Origin of the sequence: Telluribacter humicola, assembly GCF_017355935.1 — a bacterium.
GTDB lineage: Bacteria > Bacteroidota > Bacteroidia > Cytophagales > Spirosomataceae > Telluribacter > Telluribacter humicola.
The window spans coordinates 1,225,213-1,244,964 of sequence record NZ_JAFIQT010000001.1 but is presented as its reverse complement, the minus strand read 5'-3'; the positions used below and the strand labels follow the sequence as shown (position 1 = coordinate 1,244,964).

The window sequence follows — 19,752 nt, the reverse complement described above, 5'->3', positions numbered from 1 at the left end:
CTATGTTTGAAGTTACTGCCGATAACCGACTGAGACGCCTCATCATTGTTGGGGACAGGGTACTTATACGCCCCAAGAGCCCTAACGACCGTACTAATAGTGGCCTTTACCTCCCTCCCACCGTTACTGAGCGGGAACAGGTACAAACCGGATATGTAATAAAAGTAGGCCCCGGGTATCCCATACCGGTACCCGCTGAGGACGAACCCTGGAAAGAAACCGAGGAGAAAGTAAAGTACATGCCCCTGCAGGCCAAAGAAGGAGACGTGGCTATATTCCTTCAGCGCAATGCCATAGATCTCGAATACGATGGCGAAAAGTACGTTATTGTACCGCAGTCGTCGATCCTGATGCTGGACCGCTCCGAGGATTTGTTTGAATAGCTGAAACCATCCGCTCCACACACGGTTAAGCAACTATAACTGCTTAACTATGTGGATAGCGCTGATAATGATGGTATGGGCTGGGCAGGAGGCACCTTCACTCCAGAGCCGCATCGAACGCATGATCTGGAAGAACAGAATCGTGCTGGTATACGCGCCCGAAGAGGAGTCAGACCTACTTAGGGCACAGAAGGATATACTGACCAGTCAGCCCGCTGAACTGACGGATCGGGATATAGTAGTGATCGAATGCGTGAAAGATCGCCTGAGTATGAAAGATCAGGGATACCTCATCCGCCAGTTCCAGAGCAAACCGGAGGCATTCGGAGTGTGGCTCATTGGCAAGGATGGCGACTTAAAACTTCAAAGCGAGCATCCGGTTAGCATGGATAAGTTGATGGGACTGATTGACTCCATGCCTATGCGCAGGGCTGAAATGAAACGCCACAACTAGCGACCGGACCGTTATCTGACTTTTTCGTAGGTATACCGGCACCCTTCGAAGCAACCCGGTAGCAGCGTCATGCGATTACCAGAAAGTTGGTAGTCCACTCCGACGGGCGTCCTGCTGGACGAAACATCAAACTGAAATTCGATCTTGCCCTTACCTTCGAGTATCCGGTACTGCCCTGAGCTCATGATGGGGGTCCAGAACTTCTGCCGCTCCGGTATCTTTTCTATAAAGCTGCCATCCTCTCTGAACTCAACAGTCTGTGTATAGATAGCCGTGGCCATTTGGGCATTACACTCCCCCGAGCCGGGACTTACGCAATACTCCACCAACTGCCACTTCCCTACTATTGATCTTTCAACTGTACTTAACTCTTCCTTTTCGCAGCTAATAAGTAGTACAAAGCTTAGTAGCAGGCTTAACTTTTTCATGATTTTACGTTTAGAAGTAAGACCTGCCAGACTGCCTATTGGTTGGAAAACCGCTCCCGCTTTTCTCAGGCTCCCTGCATAAGAGTTGTCCTGCATCCGAAAATACCTGGTGATGAACCTCGGCCTCTCCGTGTATGTTTAAAAGTTAAGTACCTTTGTCTAATAGCTGTTTCTGCATGCCCCTAGTTCATACCAACACTCCTATCGCCCCGTTCTGGCTGCCCAACGGGCATTTCCAAAGTATTTATCCGGCTCTTTTCCGAAAGATCAACGATGTACCTTACCAGCGTGAGCGCATTACCACACCAGATCAGGACTTCCTGGATCTGGATTGGGCTGTTTCTGAAGGAGGAAAGGCGGCGGTAGGGAAAAAAGCTCCCCTGGTGATACTTTCACACGGGTTGGAGGGAAACAGTACCCGGCAGTATGTACTCGGTATGGTACGCTTACTGATCCGCCACGGCTACGACTGCCTGGCCTGGAACTACCGGAGCTGTAGCGGCGAAATGAATCAGCAGGCCCGATTCTACCACAGTGGCGCTACCGATGATCTGGACCTGGTAGTACAGTACGCGCTTAACAAGGGATACGACGAGCTATACCTGATGGGGTTCAGCCTGGGTGGCAACCTTACGCTCAAATATGCGGGCGAACAGGAAAAATTCATAAATCCGGCCATACAGAAAGTGGTAGTATTCAGTGTACCAATGGACCTGCTGGCCTGTAGCCGCGCCATCGAAAAGCGGGAAAACCGCATCTACCTGCAGCGGTTCCTGCGTACCCTGAAGCCCAAGGTAGAGCAGAAGGGCCTCCACTTTCCCGAGCATATCGACGCCAGCCAGTACCAGCTCGTCAAGAGCTTCTACGACTTTGACCACATCTTTACCGCTACCATACACGGCTTCGAGAGCGCCGATGACTACTACGCCCGCTCCAGCGCCAAGAATTATGTACAGGATATCACTATACCTACTCTGATTGTCAACGCACTAAACGACCCGCTCATACCGCCGGACTCCCTGCCACAGCAGCTCATCGCGGATCATCCTAACGTGTGGCTGGAGCTTACTCCTGACGGCGGCCATTGTGGCTTTAGACCCGCTCAACTCACCGATGGTGCCTACTGGTCAGAGTGGAGAGCCTTGAAATTCCTGCAGGAGGAGCCCGTTTTTTGAATTAATTTGCGTATTACTTGAATAATAACAAGTTATGCACAAACGAGCTTTTTTTTATTAGTGAGGTAGTTAACAGATTTGTAATTTTGTAGGAAGAGTGGTTAAAACTAATCACTTGACTTATAGAAAATATACTATTGCAAATCTGTCACCTGCCGCTTCATGTTGACTCAAACAATCAACCCCACGTACTTTATCATTGATTTTGATAGTACTTTCACCAAAGTGGAAGGACTGGACGAACTGGCAAGCATTGCCCTGGCCGGACACCCTGACCGCGTGCGTATCGTAGACCAAATTCGGGACCTGACCGAAAAGGGCATGAATGGTGAGATGTCGTTTGCGGAAGGCCTGCGCCGCCGCATTGAGCTGCTGTCGGCCAACCGCCAGCACATTGATATCCTCGTTGATTTTCTGCGTACCAAGATATCCGACTCATTCCAGCGCAACAAGCAGTTCCTGACGGAGTATGCAGATCAGATATATATAATTTCAAGCGGATTCAGAGAATTCATCGTCCCCATCGTAACCGAGATGGGAGTACGTGAAGACCATGTGTACGCCAATGAGTTCTTGTTTGATAATGAAGGCACCATAGTAGGGATTGATGAAGCCAACGTGCTGTCAACCGACGGTGGTAAGATCAAGCTGCTGCGTACCCTGAACCTGTCCGGTGATGTGTACGTAATCGGCGATGGCTATACTGACTACGAACTTCGCGAATCAGGGCTGGCTAACCGTTTCTACGCTTTCACCGAAAACGTACAGCGCCAGCGCGTGGTACAGGTGGCTGATCACGTAGCGGCTTCCCTGGACGAATTCCTGTTCCACAACAAGATCAACCGCAGCCAGTCGTACCCCAAGAGCCGTATCAAGGTACTCTTGCTGGAGAACGTACACCCCGTAGCGGTTCAGGCTTTTGAGGAAGAAGGCTTCAAGGTAGAGTTCGTGAAAGGCGCCCTTGACGAGGACGAGCTGTGTGAGCGTATCAAGGATGTATCTATCATCGGTATCCGCTCCAAGACACAGATCACCCGTCGTGTACTTGAGAATGCTAATAAATTAATGGCGATCGGTGCATTCTGTATCGGTACCAACCAGATAGATCTGGAAGCCGCTACCGAACGTGGTGTAGCTGTCTTCAACGCTCCTTATAGCAATACCCGCTCAGTAGTAGAGTTGGCTATTGGTGAGATGATCATGCTGATCCGTAACATTGTGCCTAAGAGCAACCAGATGCACCAGGGCGTGTGGGATAAGTCGGCCAACGGCAGCTTTGAAGTACGTGGTAAGAAACTGGGCATGATAGGTTACGGCAATATAGGTACTCAGCTATCGATAGTTGCCGAAGCGCTGGGTATGGAGGTATACTTCTACGATGTAGTAGATAAACTAGCTATCGGTAACGCCCGCAAGGTACGTACCCTGGAAGAACTTCTTCAGATATCTGACGTAATAAGCATGCACGTAGATGGTCGTAAGGAGAATGCTAACCTCATCGGCAAGCGCGAGTTTGATATGATGAAGGATGGCGTAATATTTATGAATCTGGCCCGCGGTCACGTCGTCGATATTAAGGCGCTGGTAGAGGCCGTTAAGAGTGGTAAAGTAGCGGGTGCCGGTGTGGATGTATTTCCTAAGGAGCCCAAGACCAACGATGAGGAGTTCGTAAGCGAATTGCGCGGTCTGGATAACGTAATCCTGTCTCCGCACATCGGAGGTAGTACCGAAGAAGCTCAGGTGAATATTGGTCACTTCGTACCCAGCAAACTGCTCGAGTACATGAACAACGGTAGTACCTACGCCAGCGTGAACTTCCCGGAAGTACAGCTACCCAAACTAGGCAACTCGCACCGTCTGCTGCACATACACGCCAACGTACCGGGTGTACTGGCCAAGCTGAACAGCATATTTGCCAACAACAATATCAACATCACAGGTCAGTACCTGAAGACCAACGAAAGCATTGGCTATGTAATCGTGGATATTGCCAAGAATTACTCCGAAGAGTTTATCAAAGAACTCAAAGAGATTGACGGTACGATCCGCTTCCGGATGCTTTATTAATAGTTTATAGAATAAACTTTGAGGCAATACGCAGAAGCTAGTTTGTAACAGTCTACTTCTGCGTATTGCCTTTTTATTTGACTCTGTCTTCTCCTATGAAATATACCTTTTACACGCCTGGCCCGGCCCAGCTTTACCCCAGCTTTGAGCAACATCTGCAGACCTTTGTAGAACAGCAGCTAGGGTCTATCTCCCATCGTAGTCAGCAGTACCGCGCGCTCCACCAGCATACCGTAGAGCAGCTCCGTACTCTTCTGAATGTACCCGCTACGCACGCAATCCTGTTTCTGGGATCGGCTTCGGAAGCATGGGAGCGTATCCTGCTCAACTGCGTAGAACACGAGAGCTACCACCTGGTCAATGGCTCTTTCTCCAAGAAGTTTTTCCAGTACGCCCAGGCCCTGCACAAGTTCGCCCACAAGCTTGAGAAGCCCATGGGGCAGGGATTCGATGCTTCGGAGGTAGAAGTACCCGAGTACGCCGAACTGATTGGCCTCGCCCACAACGAAACCAGTTCGGGGGTGCAGATGCGTGTATCGGATATACATAAGATCAAGCGCAGCAATCCGGACAAGCTGATCGCCGTAGATATGGTGTCCTCAGCCCCCTATCCCGACCTGGACTACAGCCTGATTGATACTGCTTTCTTCTCAGTACAGAAGGCCTTCGGACTACCCTCCGGGCTTGGTGTGTGGATTGTGAACGAGAAGTGCCTGCAGAAAGCGGAGCGCCTGCGCAAGTACGATAACCTCACCATCGGCGCCCACCACGACCTGCCTACACTCTGGAAAAACGCCCAGAACCACGAGACTCCCGCTACTCCTAACGTGATGGGTATATATCTGTTAGGCAAGATAGCCGAAGATATGAACAAGATAGGCGTTGAGGCTATCAGAAAGGAAACGGAGCAAAAAGCTAAACTGATCTATAAGTTCATTGAGCAGCACGAGGGCTTTGAGCCGTTTGTGCAGGAGTCCAAACATCGTTCGCAAACGGTGGTAGTAGCTAACACCAAACAGCCTTCTTCAGAAATTATCTCTACCCTAAAAGCCAAAGGACTGGTACTCGGCAGCGGCTACGGCGAGCATAAAGCTACGCAGGTACGCATCGCCAACTTTCCCGCCACTTCTACCGAGCAGGTAGAGGATCTGATTAAGGCGCTGGGGGAGTTGTAGGCCTATCATTCCCTGAATAAATTACGATAAAAGACCGTCCACGGACGGTCTTTTATCGTTTATGAAGAGGCATCTACCAAAGTGCGTACGTACCTGGCTTGGCAGAAGCAAATAGTTTGAATTTTACAAGTATTGCTTTAAAGTCTATTTGAAGGCTGGAAAATACACACTAAATACTGAGCCCTGCCCCGGCTTACTGGTGGCCGTAATGGCTCCTCCATGGTTGGCCGCTACTTTTTCGCAGATCGCCAGCCCAATACCCGTACCGGGGTACTGACTCTTGCCGTGCAGCCGCTGAAATACCTGAAAAATGCGATCTACGTACTTCTCATCAAAACCAACGCCATTATCAACTACATCAATGCGATGGTAGGTAGTGGCCGCGCGGGCGGGCTTTACGCTTTCCGGTAGGTCAGTGGCGAGTACCTGCGCCGCGCGCACCTGGATTTGGGGAGCCTCCATCCTACCCGAGTGCCCAGTGGTCCCATCCACCCGGCGAAATTTCAGAGCATTAGATAGTAGGTTCTGGAACAGCTGATTCAGCTGCGAGGCGTCGCCCAGGATGTTGGGGAGTGGCTCCACGATCATCTGGGCTTGAGTTTCCTGAATCGTCCAATCCAGAGTAGACAGCACCCGGCTCACCACATCACCCAAAGGTACGACCGCACTCGTTTCCCGCCTGTTAGATATGCGGGAGTAGTCCAGCAGGTCTTCGATGAGGGTAGACATTCGGCCCGCCGAGGCCTGCATACGTACTATGTACCCGGCCCCGTCGCCCAGGGCTTGCCCGTATCGGTTCTGAATCAGGTCGCCAAACTGCTGAATCTTGCGCAGAGGCTCCTGCAGGTCATGACTGGCGACGTAGGCAAACTGCTGGAGGTTCTCGTTGGAACGAAGCAGGTGGGTATTGGTTTCTTCCAGCTTTCGGTTGAGAGCAGCGTACTCCTCATTCGTAGCGGCCAGTTTTTCGTTGGCGGCTTCCAGCTCCCGGGTACGCTGCTGCACCTGTTGTTCAAGCGATAGCTGCAAGGTACGCTGAGGGGTAATATCCTGAGCCGTACCAGTGAGTTTAATAGGATTCTTCTTGGCATCAAACAACGCAATACCCTGCGCATGTATAATACGCTCCTGCCCGGTGAGCCGGTTCATCAGGGTATATTCCTCGTCATACATCCCATCCGACCCAGGCTCTAGGGCCCGCCGGATAGCGGCCTCTACCTGGCTCCGGTCTTTTTCGTGGATTGGATTGTACACGGTGTCAAGGCCTTCGGCAGTACCATCAAACCCAAACCACGACTGGATTCGGTCGGAGTAGGTGACCCGCCCGGTGGCCACATCCAGCTCCCAGGTTCCCAGCTGCGCCAGCTCAATGGCTACCCGGAGAGCGGCTTCGCGTTCTTCAATCGTCTGCCGGGCCTGAATCTGGGGCGTTACATCCTGGATAATTCCCTGAATGGCGTAGGGCTGTCCCTCTTTAAATAAGGTTTTCCCGATACTACGCAGGTACCGGGTTGTTTTGCCGGTGGCATCGGCAATCCGGTAGGTAATATCATGGCGGTCTACCTCCTCCGACTGCTTCGAACCATCCAGCGCCCGGACCACCAAGGACTGATCATCCGGATGTACCTTGCTTAGTATGACTTTCATTGGCTCCGACAATGAGTCCAGGCCAAACCACTGTCGGATGTTATCCGTATAGCGGCCCTCATCGGTCGCTACATCTATATAAAAGGTACCCAAGTCAGCAATGTCGAGGGCATTCTGCAGGTAGGCCTTTTGCTGCTGTAGCTCCTGCTGGGCTTTTATCTGTCCCGTCACATCTACCGCAATATCCAGAATAGCGTATACCTCACCAGCCTCGTTGAACAGCGGGGTATAGGTAAGGTTGTAGTAGTTGTAGGTCATGACCCCCTGCTTCACAATCTGCACCTGCGACCCATAGCTGCTGAACTGCTTACCCGTCGTATATACCTCATCCAGGATATTCAGGAAGGGTTGGTTTTCGGTAATCAGTTCCGGCATTACCTCGCGCAGCGGCTTGCCCACTATATCGGGTCCCTTGCCCACAATATCAATAAAGGTCTGATTAGGAAGTTCAATAACCAGGTCGCGCCCCATAAACAGTCCGATGGCCACCGGTGCGGTTTCTACCACCGAGCGTAGTTTGGCTTCGCTAAGCCGAAGCGCCTCCTCGGCTTTCCGTTGCTCCGTGACATTGGTATGTACCCCCACCCATTCCCGAATGGACCCGTCGGGGTTCAGCAGCGGAACGGCCCGGACGGAAAACACCTCCCAGTGTCCGGCCTTGACCCGCACCCGATGCTCAAAAACAAACGTATTGCGCTGTCTGACGGCTTCATTCCAGGCCTCGACGGTAGACTGAGCATCGTCGGGATGCACGGCCGTGGCCCATCCGTAGCCCTGGTACTGCTCATAGCTCTGGCCCGTAAGAGCGGCCCAGCCCGCCTGCTCACCCTCCATTCTACCCTCGGCACTGTTGGTCCACAGGATACCCTGTACCGCGGCCACCGCCGCCTGAAAGCGCTGCTCACTGGCGCGCAAAGCGGCTTCTGCGAGTCGGATTTCGGTAATATCTATGCTGGAGCTGATATAGCCCGTAAAGGTACCATCGGACCGGAATCGGGCCGGGCACCTGACTAGTAGCCAGCTGTACGATCCGTTCCGGTTCAGGATACGGAATTCACCCGTAAATGACTCCTGCCGGTGTAGTGAAGTCTGGTACAGGTGTAAAAAAGGCTCCAGGTCTTCGGGGTGAACCAAATCAGCCCATCCCCTATCCAGCAGATCAGTGACAGATCGGCCGGTCAATTCGGCCCATTTCTGGTTCAGGTAAGTAGTTTGACCGGTTTCATTACTCACGGCAATCAGGATATCGGCGCCTTCGGCCATGGTACGGAAGCGAGCTTCGCTTTCTTCCATGTGCTGCCGGGCCAGTACCTGCTCCGTTACATCCATGGACATATCCAGAATACCGTACACCTCCCCTGCCGCGTTGCGGAGCGGCTTATGAATCAGATCGAAGTACTTAGTCTTTACTTCGCTCTCTACCATAAAGTCAACCCGCACCTCCTTGGCTTCGTACGTTTCACCGGTTTTATATACTTCCTGCAGAATCCGGATATGCGGGTGGTCTTTTAATTCGGGCAGCGCCTCCAGTAAGTGTTTGCCAATGACACTCCTGTCCCGGCCCCAATAGCCAAGCATCACCTTATTGATCAGTTCAATGGTCATGTCAGGCCCCACAAATAAACAGGTAGAAACGGGTGCCTCTTCGATCAGGGAACGGAACCGGGCTTCGTTTTCCAGTTGCTGCTGCTGAGCTTTTAGTTCGGGGCGCCGATCCCGGACAATCCCCGCTATACCATAGGGCTGGCCGCTGACAGGCTCCAGGAGTAGGTAAGCATTACAAGTTACCGGAATGCGTACCTGCGTCAGGGGTTGCATAAGCGTGACTTCGCCCGCCCATTCCCCTTCCAGCACCCGGGGAATAATTTCAGCGTTGACCCGCTCCATTTCTTCCGGTGGCACAAAATCCATCAGGTGCATAGTCTGTACCTGCTCCAGCGTTAGCCCAAACAGCTCCAGTCCGTACGGATTCACGTACTGCATGCGTCCATCTATGTCGGTAATGGCCATAAACTCGGGCGCCTGCTCTACCAGCACGGCCAGTTGCTGCTGCTGCTGCTGACGAGCCGTCACCTGCGGCGTTACCTCCTGGGCCACCCCGGCAAAGCGGTACACCTGACCAGCCTCTGTGAAGTAGCTCCGGCCATAGAACCGTACCCAGCGGACCTTTCCATCATCAGCTCCGAGGGTACAGTAGGTTACATCGTACACTCCGTCAGACCCGGGAGTCATAGCCCTCTGTACGGCCTGATTTACCCGTTCCCTATCCTGAGGATGGATATACTGAATGGCCTGCTCATAGGAAATCAGGTTGTCCTTCGCCAGTCCAAAGAGCTCCCGGCAGCGGTCGTCCCAAAAGACCTGGTTGGTAGCGGGATCCAGTTCCCAGACGCCGAGCCCGGCTGCCTGCAGAGCAAAATCAATATCCAGGCGTTCATTCAGATTTTTACTCGGGTTGGGGAGAGGCTGATCACCAGTCATAGCTGAGCAGGGTAAATATTACGTAGAGAGATTAATCGGGACCAATAAGTGCTTATGCCTGGCTCTGGCGAAGCTACTATTTATTCATCTGAATAACCAGATTCTGCTGACTTGGTTTCCTATTACGACAATCAGCCGGTAGCATTGTTGGGAAGTAGCAGGAGCCCTCTGCCCTTTAGTGTAGTTGCCAGGGAGCAGAAGAGAACCGCTCCCTGGTGTATCGGGTACTAGGCCATCACCTCTTTGTCTTTGAAAGCCTGACGTGGCCGGATGTTCAGCGTCTGGAACATTGTAGCGTCAAAGTCTGACTCGTTGTTGGGCGTAGTCAGGAGCTTATCACCGGAAAAAATGGAGTTAGCTCCCGCCAAAAAGCAAAGCGCCTGCTCCTCCATGTTCATGTACACGCGCCCCGCCGAGAGGCGCACCATGGCCTTAGGCATCAGGATACGGGCCGTCGCAATCATCCGGATCATATCCCATACCGGTACCCGCTCCTGATCTTCGAGGGGAGTACCTTCTACCGCTACCAGCGCATTGACCGGTACCGACTCGGGATGTTCAGGCAGGGTAGCCAGCGTATGCAGCATACCTATCCGATCCTCATGAGTCTCGCCCATGCCAATGATACCACCCGAACAAACTGAAATCTTAGCGCCCCGTACATTTTCCAGTGTTTCCAGCCGGTCCTTGTAGGTACGGGTCGTGATAATATCGTCGTAAAATTCCTCGCTGGTATCGAGGTTATGGTTATAGGCGTACAGACCCGCTTCTTTCAGCTTCTGGGCCTGGGTATCGGTGAGCATTCCCAGCGTACAGCATACTTCCATGCCTAGCTCATTTACCCCCTTCACCATGTCAAGTACCTTGTCAAAGTCACGGTTGTCGCGTACTTCGCGCCAGGCCGCCCCCATGCAGAAGCGGGTACTTCCGCTCTCCCTGGCCCGCTGCGCGTGCTGCAGTACCTCCTGCACATCCATAAGCTTATGGGTATCTACGCCGGTATTGTAGCGGGCCGCCTGCGGACAGTAGGCACAGTCTTCGGGGCACCCGCCCGTCTTGACCGACAGCAGCGTACACACCTGTACCTCCGCCGGATCGTGGAAGGTCCGGTGGGTCTGGGCGGCTCTGAAAATAAGATCCAGCAAAGGAGTATTATAAATGGCCTTCACTTCCTCTGGAGTCCAGTCGTTTCTGATCATAATCCTGACTTCTGTTACTTTATTAACTAATCTGGTACACTTAATAAGTGCGAAATATACAAAAGCGCCAGCTTATCGTTAACTTATCATAGAGCATTCTATCGGAACACTTTTTCCTATTCCTTGATTTATAATACGTTCAGAGAAGCCTTTAATCTTAAAATTCATATGAAGATCTTTCTAAGTTGTCTGTTGTCGGTCGGCACCTTTATCTTTTCCTGCAATAAAAACGAGGCAGATACTGCTCCTATCTCCTATTCAGTTCCGGCCGGTGGGGAGTATCAGGGAGTAAAGATTTTCACCAACGCCAACCAGACAAAGGCCACCCGGAGCGATAGTGTACAAGTGTCACTCACCATAGGCAAACAAACCGGAAGCAATTTCACCATCAACGGACTCATGCCTAGCGGACAAGGGGTTACAGCCCAAGTGGGGAATCAGAACGGATTTAACTACGACCGGGGCCAGGGGATAGATCAGTGTGGCGTTACTTCCATGACCGGCGAAGGGTACTTCCGGGGCGATAGCTTATTTATTACGGAGACCATTCGCTGTAATACCGCCACTACATCCGAAATAATCAAAACGATACGTATTAAGGCGGCGAAGGTGAGGTAAAGTATTAACTAGTCTTTGATTTAACATACTTGAAAAAGACAACTCGATTCTTTGAGGCAAACTTTCCCTTTGATGATCTTTGATAAAGATCATCTTACTACTATACCCATGAACTTGCTGTCAAGAATAACGATTGATATAGAAATTTGTCATGGTAAGCCCTGTGTAAGAGGGATGCGCTGGCCGGTAGAAGTTATACTTGACATGTTAGGGGCTGGCAAGACAGAAGAAGAAACCCTGGAAGACCATCCTGAACTGGAACGGGAAGATATGCTTGCCTGCTTACAATTTGCCAGTAAAACCGTAGCCGGCAAATCATCCCCTCTGGCTGCATGAAGGTACTTTGTGACGTCCCTCTAAGCTTTATAAATATGTAAAGTTTGTGCCGCACCTACGGCGCTCAAAACTCTTTGTAGACTCATATATTCTACTGAAGTGTGGCCGCTCTGCGGCCTGTCTGTTGACATTCCTTCTTAATTTGATACATGCACAATCCATAGTCCCATTAGGGACGGTACTTCAGTAGTAAAAAAGCATAAAATCACAAAAAGCCCCGCTAGGGGCGACACCTTATAATCCTGTCGCCAATTCGTCTTTCGGAAGGCGTCCCTGTGGAAGGAGCACTTTCAGATGAATGCCTCCTCAAACAGGCTTACTTAAGAACTTTTTGTCTGTAAGAATGATTTTGACATAAAGCCAACGTCATTCGTATAGTGAAACCTCAACCTCCCCAGCCCGCTGATAACCAATCCTTCCGCAAGCGCTTTTCGGCCTTGCAGAACCTCCCCCGCTTTTTCCGGCTGGTATGGAATACGAGCTCGTCGCTGACCATTGGGAATATTATCTTCCGCCTCCTGAAATCGGCCATACCACTGGCGGTACTATATGTAGGAAAGGAAATCATTGATGAAGTAATACGGTTGCTGGCCAATCCAGCCGGCTCGCAGCGCTACCTATGGATCATGGTAGGTCTGGAGCTGGGGCTGGCGGTCCTATCAGACCTGCTTAACCGCGCCATTAACCTCTGCGATAGCTTACTAGGCGACCTCCTGGCCAATAAAACCTCTGTAGATCTGGTACATCACGCGGCGAAGCTGGACCTGTACCAGTTTGAGAATCCGATATTCTACGATAAGCTCGAGCGCGCCCGTCGCCAGACTACCAGCCGGACGGTACTGCTATCGCAAACGCTCTCTCAGATTCAGGATATCATCACCTTAGTACTGCTGGGCGTAGGTCTGATAGCGTTCAACCCCTGGCTGATCCTGATCCTCATTATAGCCGTTATTCCATCATTCATTGGTGAAACCCATTTTAACGAACGTACCTACTCCCTGACCCGCAGCTGGACGCCCGAACGCCGCGAGCTCGACTACCTGCGCTACATCGGGGCCAGCGCCGAAACGGCTAAAGAGGTGAAGGTATTCGGGCTGGAAAACTACCTGACCGAGCGCTTCCGGACCTTATCGGATAAGTACTATCACGAAAACCGTAAGATAGCTATTGGCCGGGCCGTGTGGGGGTACCTGCTGGCGGTACTGGGTACGCTGGCCTACTACGGAGCCTTTGTATTCGTAATCATGCAAACCCTCAGCGGCCTCATTACAGTAGGTACCATGACGTTCCTGGCGGGATCCTTCCAGCGGATGCACGGGATGCTGCAGGGCATTATGGGGCGGTTTTCAAGTATTGCTGAGAGCGCTCTGTACCTGCAGGACCTGTTTGATTTCTTTGCCATTACGCCTACCATCGGTGCCAACACTGCGGGACAAAGGGTACCTCGCCCTATCAAAGGAGGCTTTACGTTTGAGAATGTAAGCTTCAAGTACCCTGACAGTGAAGTATGGGCCGTCAGCAACCTGTCGTTTACGCTGCAACCGGGTGAGAAACTGGCCCTGGTGGGTGAAAACGGCGCGGGTAAAACCACCCTTGTCAAGCTACTGGCCCGGCTCTACGAACCAACGGAAGGTCGCATTCTGCTTGATGGTGTGGACCTGGCCGACTACCAGCTCACCGACTTGCGGGCTAACATTGGGATTATATTTCAGGACTATATCCGCTATGAAATGACCGTGGCCGAAAATATCGCCGTGGGTGATATCGAGCGCCGGGGGGAAGAAGAGTTGATTGAGGATGCCGCCCGCAAGAGTCTGGCGCAGGAAGTAGTGGATCGCCTGCCGGACCGTTTTCAGCAGGTACTGGGCAAGCGCTTCAAGAAGGGACAGGAACTTTCGGGTGGACAATGGCAGAAGGTGGCGCTGGCCCGGGCGTACATGCGCGACGCCCAACTGGTGGTACTGGATGAGCCTACTTCCGCCCTCGACGCCCGCGCCGAACACGAGGTATTCCAACGCTTCAGCCGGTTGATCAAAGGCAAGATGGCGGTACTTATCTCCCACCGCTTCTCCACCGTACGCATGGCCGACCGTATTCTCTTCCTGGAACACGGACAACTGCTGGAGTACGGCTCACACGACGAACTACTTCAACTGGATGGTAAGTACGCTGAATTATTCAACTTACAGGCGCTGGGGTACCAATAAATTCTTTTTTTAACACTGAGTTACTTTAAGTACTTCAGGGCATAGAGTTTCAAAAACTCCTTCTCACTCTGTGGTAAGAACTAATAATTGATAACTCTTCTCTACACTACCTCCTTCCCAAAGGGTGTAAATGACAGGCTCATAAGCTTGAAGTGCTGACGGGCGAAGGGAATGCCTATGATGGTAATGGCTAGTATACTGCCGAATACCAGGTGGGTGAGCGCGATCCAGATACCGCCTACCACAATCCAGATGATATTGAACAGCGTGGACAAACAGCCGGTACTACCCGGCACATCACGTACTTCCCGCCCGAATGGTGCCAGACTCATAATTCCGATCTTGAAGCACTGAAGCCCAAAGGGAATACCAATGATGGTGAGACAAAGTAGCAGGCCGGAAATCATGTATTCAATAAAGACCAGCAAGCCTCCAAAGATGAGCCATAAAATATTGCCGAGCAGATTCATAGTAGAGTGTGTTAAGGGCTTATGACCTGTAATGTAACACTAATCCCTATATCTGACAATCCTATCAACAGAAAGCCGTGCCGGTATACACTGGCACGGCTTTCTATTATTATATCTTCGATACCCGGTAGGCTTACTTGTTCAGTGAGTTAATCCAGGCAGCGATCTTCAATGCTTCGTCTTTTGGTACCTGAGGCATAGCAGCCATTGGAGTAGCGTAGTCAGGCCAGTTAGATGGCTCCGGCTTGTAGATCAGTTCAACAATTTTCTCATTCGAGTACTTACGCTTAGCTATATCAGTATAGGCCGGACCTACTACCTTCTTGTCTACCGCGTGGCATGCCAGACAGGTGTTACGCTGCAGGATAGGCTTTACCTGCTCAAAAGTAGGTGCCTTGGCAGATGCCGTAGTGGCAGCAGCAGGCTTACCTTTTGCATCCGGCGATACGTGCTCCATGGTAGTCTTGGTATCGGCAGCTACTTTGGCTCCTCCACTGCGGGTTGTTTTCAGCTCAGTTACTTTCAGCTTTTCTCCATCAGGAATGTTGTTCAGCGTGTAGTAAGCCGAAGGATGCACCAGCGAATAGTAGTTATTCGCAGCACGGATACCACTCAGATCAAGGTGGTGGATGTAGTACTGACGCATACCGTCCAGTACGATCCGCACGCTCTTACCATCTTCCGATACTTTTACACCTTTGATAGGTACTGCCTCGGTATTGATCGGAGGACTACCGTATACGGCGTGGTGCTTATAGATAAAGCTGCTAACATTATATGAATTCAGATCCTCAGCCGACTTGCGGTCAACAGGCAGGGTGAATGTTACTTCAAATCCATCAGGCATCGCCTTTACAGTGTACATTTCGAAAGGCATTTTGCCATTCCATACCAGGCGCTGCAGGCCCTGGTTAGCATCACCGGCCGATCCCCAACCACGGTTGGTTTCACCTACGAACATAGAGCCATCCTTGGCATACGACATACGCAGTACACCTGATTGGAATCCGCTCCTGAAATCAATAGCAGCACCCTGGTACTCACCTTTTACTTTCTCCAGGATGACACGCATGATCTTGCTTTGTCCCTGATCACCTACGAAGTACTGTCCGGCAAAGGGTCCAAATGTACCTTTTGTATCGTCTTTGATAATCTCAGCGGTAGATACGCCGTGAATACCGTAAGGCAACCATACAGCAGGAAGCTGTACAATATCGGGATACTTCTCCTTCAACTGGAACAGGAAACGGGGATTCTTCTGATTAGGGTCGTTCTCAGGCTTGATATAGCGGCCGTTGGCATCTTTTACCTGCTGGTTGTCCAGCTCAGCAAAGAACTGCTTCTCGGTCAACTTCACGGGTGAGCCCGGCTCACCCGCCCAGCGTAGTCCGGCAGGGTGGCCCATAAAGCTACCTTTCTTCACGTGCCAGATACCGCCTGACCCCATCCAGTCGCCTTGGTTGTCAGTATAGAACAGCTCGCCATCCAGCATACTGATACCCGCAGGGGAACGCACACCGGTTGCATACGGCTCATACTTACCTTCGGGTGTAATGCGGAAGATCCAGCCCCGGCTAGGCACACGGCTTTCGCCACGCCACCACTCTTCATCACCAAAGGCCACGTTTCCACTCACAAAGAAGCTTCCATCGGGAGCAATCTTGGGACCGAACGAGTACTCATGGTAGTGACCGGATACAGGCCAGGCATATACGGTTTCGTACAGATCTGCTTTACCGTCACCATCTTTATCAACTAATTTGGTCAATTCACCACGCTGGGCAGCGTACAGGGCACCATCCTTCCAGGCCAGACCCAGAATCTCGTGCAGACCCGACGCGAACTTACGGAAGTAGGGGGCGCGGCTGGTAGGGTTTTCCATGATCCACACTTCGCCCCGACGGGTAGAGATACCCATGGCGCCGTTGGGTAGTGTAGTAAGACCTCCTACTTCCAGAATCATTCCTTCCGGAATAGAAGGGGTGAGGATCTTATAGAAATCCTCTTCTTTGGGCGATTCCTGCGCGTGCAGCACCGACAGGCTCGCCATGATCATACAGGTAATCTGAATTAATTTCTTCATGATTATTTTTATATGGAAGGCTACCGCTCTACGTGATAGCCTGTACTAATAGGTTTATTTCAAATTCCAGTTTCTGATGGAATGGGTTGCTTAGAAAAGGATGGCATAGCGAACCTCACCCTTCTCAGCCGAAACCAGGAGCTCCTGACGGTTGCCCTTTTTACGGATTACCGGCTCGGCACCCTTACCGCTCAACTGAATGTAGTAGGCTTTGTCATTCACCGCGTACAGACCATCTGATACCTTTTCAATGTTTTTGCCTTCGGCCAGACGAGCCATCAGTCCACTTACAGGATTAGACAGCTTTACTTCGCGCTCGAGGTACTTGTTGTCTACTACCGTGGTCTTGTCAGATACGGTGGTTCCGAATGCTTCGTAGCGGAAAGTGGGGGCATCATTAGCATCCAACTCATAGCCTTTTGGACGGTACTTGCTTCCGGTCGTATCAGAAGGCCATTCAGCCTGTCCGGATACCTTAGCCAGGAAAGGAGCCGCTTCCAGTGAGGTCACACTACCACGGGGACGTGACGAACCATCACCCCGGTCGTTCCACATAGGAGTAGCATCCAGGAACTCTCCACGCCATACCTGGAACACCGCACCTTTATCAAGGTCGTAGGTATAGTGCAGGTTAGCCGGGTTACCTACTGATACCGAATGTACAATGCGCTGACGCTTGCCTTCAGCATTGCGGATATCCATGAAGCTACGCAGTACGGTGTTGTTGGAAGCTTGTACCAGGATAGGATCGGCAGGGCTGCCACCCAGGGTTGAACCTACTGTGTGGTAAGGTACTTCACGGAATCCAGGACCCGCTACCCACAGACCCAGTACAGGCCGTAGCCAGCCATCACGCTTGTTGAGATAGATCTCTACTTTGTGGTCACCGGCAGTTAGCTTGGTAGTTCCTTCGCGGAAATCGTTGGTATTCTTCCACTCGTTAGGCAGTACAGTCTTTCCATCAATTTTGAGGGAGCTGTGACCCGACGCCTGCATTTTGAAAGTATAGTCACCCGTAGTAGGAGCCTTGTAGGTACCATTATATACCAATACGTAGTTGTTAGCCTCTTTCAGCACATCCCAGGTCAGGGCTTCGGTGGTACCGGTTTCAGCCACTTTCAGCGTTGCCGGATCCAGATCCTGCGAGTAGTTGCCGTAGTAGGTTTTGTAGTTGAGGCCGGTCAGTACGCCGGGCTTCTTGTCAAAGTTGTTGATCACGATATTGCGGATAGCCAGCGAACCGTGGTCACCCTGAATACGCAGGGGGCCCATAGCTACATCAGCCGAGAGAGCACCGCGGGTAGGGCCGCTTACTTCCACGTTTTCGTGTACGGTGATACCGTTCACTTCTATTTTCAGGAATACCGCGTTGGCGATCTTCTTACCGGCCTGGTCGAAGCGGGGAGCCTGGTAGGATATCTTGATGTGCTGCCACAAACCGGGTGCTTTGGATACATTCAGACGGGGCGCGTAGCCTTCGTAGCCTTTCTGGCCTTCGGGCTTGGAATCATCCCAGCGCTCGTAGATACCCCCCAGGTCGTTGTACTTGGCGGTATTCTTTCCCCAGCTGTCAAACAATTGTACTTCGTAGTTACCCTGCAGATAAATACCCGAGTTAGATCCCTTGGCCAGCATGAAGTCCATCTCAAGATCCAGGTCGCCATGCTTGAAGTTAGTTAACAACTCGTACTTGTTGCCGTAGGTGCCCTGCTTGTGAATACAGGCTAATACTCCTTTTCCCGGTGTGGTGCTGAGCGCGTTCACCTGAGAAATATCTACGGAAGCATCCCCAACGATACGCCAGTTGTCGCTCTCGGTTCGGAATGCACTCATATCATTGAGGGGAATGGGCTGCTGTGCCAGGGCAGACTCGCTACTCAGGCAGGCTACCGCTCCCAGCATCATGGCCCCCAGGAGGGTTTTACTCAATCGTTGCATGTGTTTGATTTACTTTGTGATTTATGATTAAGAGACTTAAAATTACAATTTTATCCCGGTAAAAGGGTAATATTGCTCGTTAGAATAACGATAGTTATTGCTTTACCCTTTGTATTAACGCGCAATTTCTTAAAATTTTTTATTAATTATAACTTTTAACCACTCGCATGAAAAGAATTATTCTGATGGCCATGGGTATTATGGCCGTTATGACAGCCCAGGCTCAGAACGAACAAGTTAAACAAAACCCTCAATCGTCAGAAATATGGGAACCAGTACCTCCGGTGATCACTCCGGGGATGCCTGGTGCTAACGCCACGGGTACCACCGCTCCTTCGGACGCTGTCGTGCTTTTTGACGGAAAGAATACTGACCAGTGGGTAGCGATCAAAGGCTACGCGCCTTCTGCCTGGGAAAACACCAACGAAGGTCCGCTAAAATGGCCGGTAACTGACGGTGTCCTTTACTCTACCAAGGGCTTCTCGGCTCGTAGCAAGCAGGAGTTTGGCGACTTCCAGCTACACCTGGAGTTCAAGACTCCCGATAAGGTAGAAGGTACTGGTCAGGGCCGCGGCAACAGCGGGGTCTTCCTGCAGGGACGCTATGAACTGCAGGTACTGGACAATTACCAGAACCCTACGTATGTAAACGGTATGGTAGGATCAGTATATAAGCAGGCGATCCCGTTGGCTAATCCCAGCCGCAAGCCCGGCGAGTGGCAGACCTACGACATCATCTACACGGCTCCCCGCTTTAACAAGAATGGTCTTATGACCGAGCCTGCCTACGTAACTGTACTGCTTAACGGCGTACTGGTACAGAACCATACGGCTATCAAAGGTACCACTGAGTACATTGGAGTACCTAAGGTACAGCCTCATGGCAAAGGTCCTATATTGTTGCAAGACCACGGCAACCCCGTTGGTTTCCGTAACATCTGGGTTCGCGAGCTGTAATATCTGGTTAGTTTTTAGATATTAGCTATTAGGCGTTAGCTCTTAGTATTCAATTCATAGTTTTAGAAAGCCTGCCGGGTACCCGGCAGGCTTTCCTGTTATGTAACTACTTTATAAGCAACATTATTAATCAGG

15 protein-coding genes are annotated in these 19,752 nt (G+C 51.3%); 9 read left to right on the top strand and 6 right to left on the bottom strand.

Annotation, left to right across the window (positions count from 1 at the left end; translation table 11 throughout):
• The first annotated feature begins 2 nt into the window (after window positions 1–2).
• Window positions 3–383, top strand: coding sequence for a co-chaperone GroES (locus JUB14_RS05420; RefSeq protein WP_207504807.1), 381 nt, complete (start codon window positions 3–5; stop codon window positions 381–383).
• Window positions 384–432: 49 nt separating this feature from the next.
• Window positions 433–837, top strand: a complete 405-nt coding sequence (locus JUB14_RS05415; RefSeq protein WP_207504805.1) for a DUF4174 domain-containing protein — start codon at window positions 433–435, stop codon at window positions 835–837.
• 11 nt (window positions 838–848) lie between these two features.
• Here the strand turns inward: JUB14_RS05415 and JUB14_RS05410 are convergent, their stop codons facing one another.
• Window positions 849–1,265 (bottom strand): lipocalin family protein, encoded by a 417-nt coding sequence (locus JUB14_RS05410; RefSeq protein ID WP_207504803.1) that lies wholly within the window; start codon window positions 1,263–1,265, stop codon window positions 849–851.
• Between the two features lie 176 nt (window positions 1,266–1,441).
• Between JUB14_RS05410 and JUB14_RS05405 the strand changes: the two genes are divergently transcribed.
• From JUB14_RS05405 to JUB14_RS05395, 3 genes are all read left to right on the top strand, one after another.
• Entirely contained in the window at window positions 1,442–2,440 is a 999-nt protein-coding gene (locus JUB14_RS05405) for a YheT family hydrolase (RefSeq protein ID WP_207504801.1), read from the top strand.
• 162 nt (window positions 2,441–2,602) lie between these two features.
• Window positions 2,603–4,507, top strand: coding sequence for a phosphoglycerate dehydrogenase (gene serA, locus JUB14_RS05400; protein ID WP_207504800.1), 1,905 nt, complete (start codon window positions 2,603–2,605; stop codon window positions 4,505–4,507).
• Between the two features lie 95 nt (window positions 4,508–4,602).
• A complete protein-coding gene (locus tag JUB14_RS05395; protein ID WP_207504798.1) occupies window positions 4,603–5,682 on the top strand; it encodes an aminotransferase class V-fold PLP-dependent enzyme in 1,080 nt (359 codons plus the stop codon).
• 144 nt (window positions 5,683–5,826) lie between these two features.
• Here JUB14_RS05395 and JUB14_RS27660 read toward each other — a convergent pair whose 3' ends face one another.
• Window positions 5,827–9,810 carry a PAS domain S-box protein gene (locus tag JUB14_RS27660; protein WP_229367536.1) on the bottom strand — a complete coding sequence of 1,328 codons (3,984 nt, stop codon included), beginning with the start codon at window positions 9,808–9,810 and terminating at the stop codon, window positions 5,827–5,829.
• A 227-nt stretch (window positions 9,811–10,037) separates the two neighbouring features.
• Entirely contained in the window at window positions 10,038–11,009 is a 972-nt protein-coding gene (gene bioB, locus JUB14_RS05365; protein ID WP_207504796.1) for a biotin synthase BioB, read from the bottom strand.
• 168 nt (window positions 11,010–11,177) lie between these two features.
• Here bioB and JUB14_RS05360 point away from each other — a divergent pair, with 168 nt between their 5' ends.
• The 3 genes from JUB14_RS05360 to JUB14_RS05350 all read left to right on the top strand — a co-directional run bounded on the left by JUB14_RS05360 (window position 11,178) and on the right by JUB14_RS05350 (window position 14,170).
• Window positions 11,178–11,627, top strand: a complete 450-nt coding sequence (locus tag JUB14_RS05360; RefSeq protein WP_207504795.1) for a hypothetical protein — start codon at window positions 11,178–11,180, stop codon at window positions 11,625–11,627.
• Between the two features lie 72 nt (window positions 11,628–11,699).
• Entirely contained in the window at window positions 11,700–11,963 is a 264-nt protein-coding gene (locus tag JUB14_RS05355; protein WP_229367534.1) for a DUF433 domain-containing protein, read from the top strand.
• Between the two features lie 377 nt (window positions 11,964–12,340).
• Window positions 12,341–14,170, top strand: a complete 1,830-nt coding sequence (locus JUB14_RS05350) for an ABC transporter ATP-binding protein (RefSeq protein ID WP_310586100.1) — start codon at window positions 12,341–12,343, stop codon at window positions 14,168–14,170.
• A 101-nt stretch (window positions 14,171–14,271) separates the two neighbouring features.
• Here JUB14_RS05350 and JUB14_RS05345 read toward each other — a convergent pair whose 3' ends face one another.
• The 3 genes from JUB14_RS05345 to JUB14_RS05335 form a co-directional block, all read right to left on the bottom strand.
• Window positions 14,272–14,640 (bottom strand): YccF domain-containing protein, encoded by a 369-nt coding sequence (locus tag JUB14_RS05345; RefSeq protein ID WP_207504793.1) that lies wholly within the window; start codon window positions 14,638–14,640, stop codon window positions 14,272–14,274.
• A gap of 133 nt (window positions 14,641–14,773) precedes the next feature.
• Window positions 14,774–16,723, bottom strand: coding sequence for a c-type cytochrome (locus tag JUB14_RS05340; protein ID WP_207504791.1), 1,950 nt, complete (start codon window positions 16,721–16,723; stop codon window positions 14,774–14,776).
• Between the two features lie 90 nt (window positions 16,724–16,813).
• Window positions 16,814–18,661 carry a 3-keto-alpha-glucoside-1,2-lyase-like domain-containing protein gene (locus JUB14_RS05335; RefSeq protein ID WP_229367531.1) on the bottom strand — a complete coding sequence of 616 codons (1,848 nt, stop codon included), beginning with the start codon at window positions 18,659–18,661 and terminating at the stop codon, window positions 16,814–16,816.
• 167 nt (window positions 18,662–18,828) lie between these two features.
• On the opposite strand from JUB14_RS05335, the gene JUB14_RS05330 reads away from it, so the two are divergent.
• Window positions 18,829–19,617 carry a 3-keto-disaccharide hydrolase gene (locus JUB14_RS05330; RefSeq protein WP_207504789.1) on the top strand — a complete coding sequence of 263 codons (789 nt, stop codon included), beginning with the start codon at window positions 18,829–18,831 and terminating at the stop codon, window positions 19,615–19,617.
• Window positions 19,618–19,752: the final 135 nt, after the last annotated feature.

What these genes read in the sequence shown, in the direction of transcription:
- JUB14_RS05415 (WP_207504805.1), top strand. Translation starts at nt 433, where the DNA reads ATGTGGATAGCGCTGATAATGATGGTATGGGCTGGGCAGGAGGCACCT.
- JUB14_RS05360 (WP_207504795.1), top strand. Translation starts at nt 11,178, where the DNA reads ATGAAGATCTTTCTAAGTTGTCTGTTGTCGGTCGGCACCTTTATCTTT.
- JUB14_RS05345 (WP_207504793.1), bottom strand. Translation starts at nt 14,640, where the DNA reads ATGAATCTGCTCGGCAATATTTTATGGCTCATCTTTGGAGGCTTGCTG.
- JUB14_RS05335 (WP_229367531.1), bottom strand. Translation starts at nt 18,661, where the DNA reads ATGCAACGATTGAGTAAAACCCTCCTGGGGGCCATGATGCTGGGAGCG.
- JUB14_RS05395 (WP_207504798.1), top strand. Translation starts at nt 4,603, where the DNA reads ATGAAATATACCTTTTACACGCCTGGCCCGGCCCAGCTTTACCCCAGC.
- bioB (WP_207504796.1), bottom strand. Translation starts at nt 11,009, where the DNA reads ATGATCAGAAACGACTGGACTCCAGAGGAAGTGAAGGCCATTTATAAT.
- JUB14_RS05330 (WP_207504789.1), top strand. Translation starts at nt 18,829, where the DNA reads ATGAAAAGAATTATTCTGATGGCCATGGGTATTATGGCCGTTATGACA.
- serA (WP_207504800.1), top strand. Translation starts at nt 2,603, where the DNA reads ATGTTGACTCAAACAATCAACCCCACGTACTTTATCATTGATTTTGAT.
- JUB14_RS05340 (WP_207504791.1), bottom strand. Translation starts at nt 16,723, where the DNA reads ATGAAGAAATTAATTCAGATTACCTGTATGATCATGGCGAGCCTGTCG.
- JUB14_RS27660 (WP_229367536.1), bottom strand. Translation starts at nt 9,810, where the DNA reads ATGACTGGTGATCAGCCTCTCCCCAACCCGAGTAAAAATCTGAATGAA.
- JUB14_RS05355 (WP_229367534.1), top strand. Translation starts at nt 11,700, where the DNA reads ATGATCTTTGATAAAGATCATCTTACTACTATACCCATGAACTTGCTG.
- JUB14_RS05420 (WP_207504807.1), top strand. Translation starts at nt 3, where the DNA reads ATGTTTGAAGTTACTGCCGATAACCGACTGAGACGCCTCATCATTGTT.
- JUB14_RS05410 (WP_207504803.1), bottom strand. Translation starts at nt 1,265, where the DNA reads ATGAAAAAGTTAAGCCTGCTACTAAGCTTTGTACTACTTATTAGCTGC.
- JUB14_RS05405 (WP_207504801.1), top strand. Translation starts at nt 1,442, where the DNA reads ATGCCCCTAGTTCATACCAACACTCCTATCGCCCCGTTCTGGCTGCCC.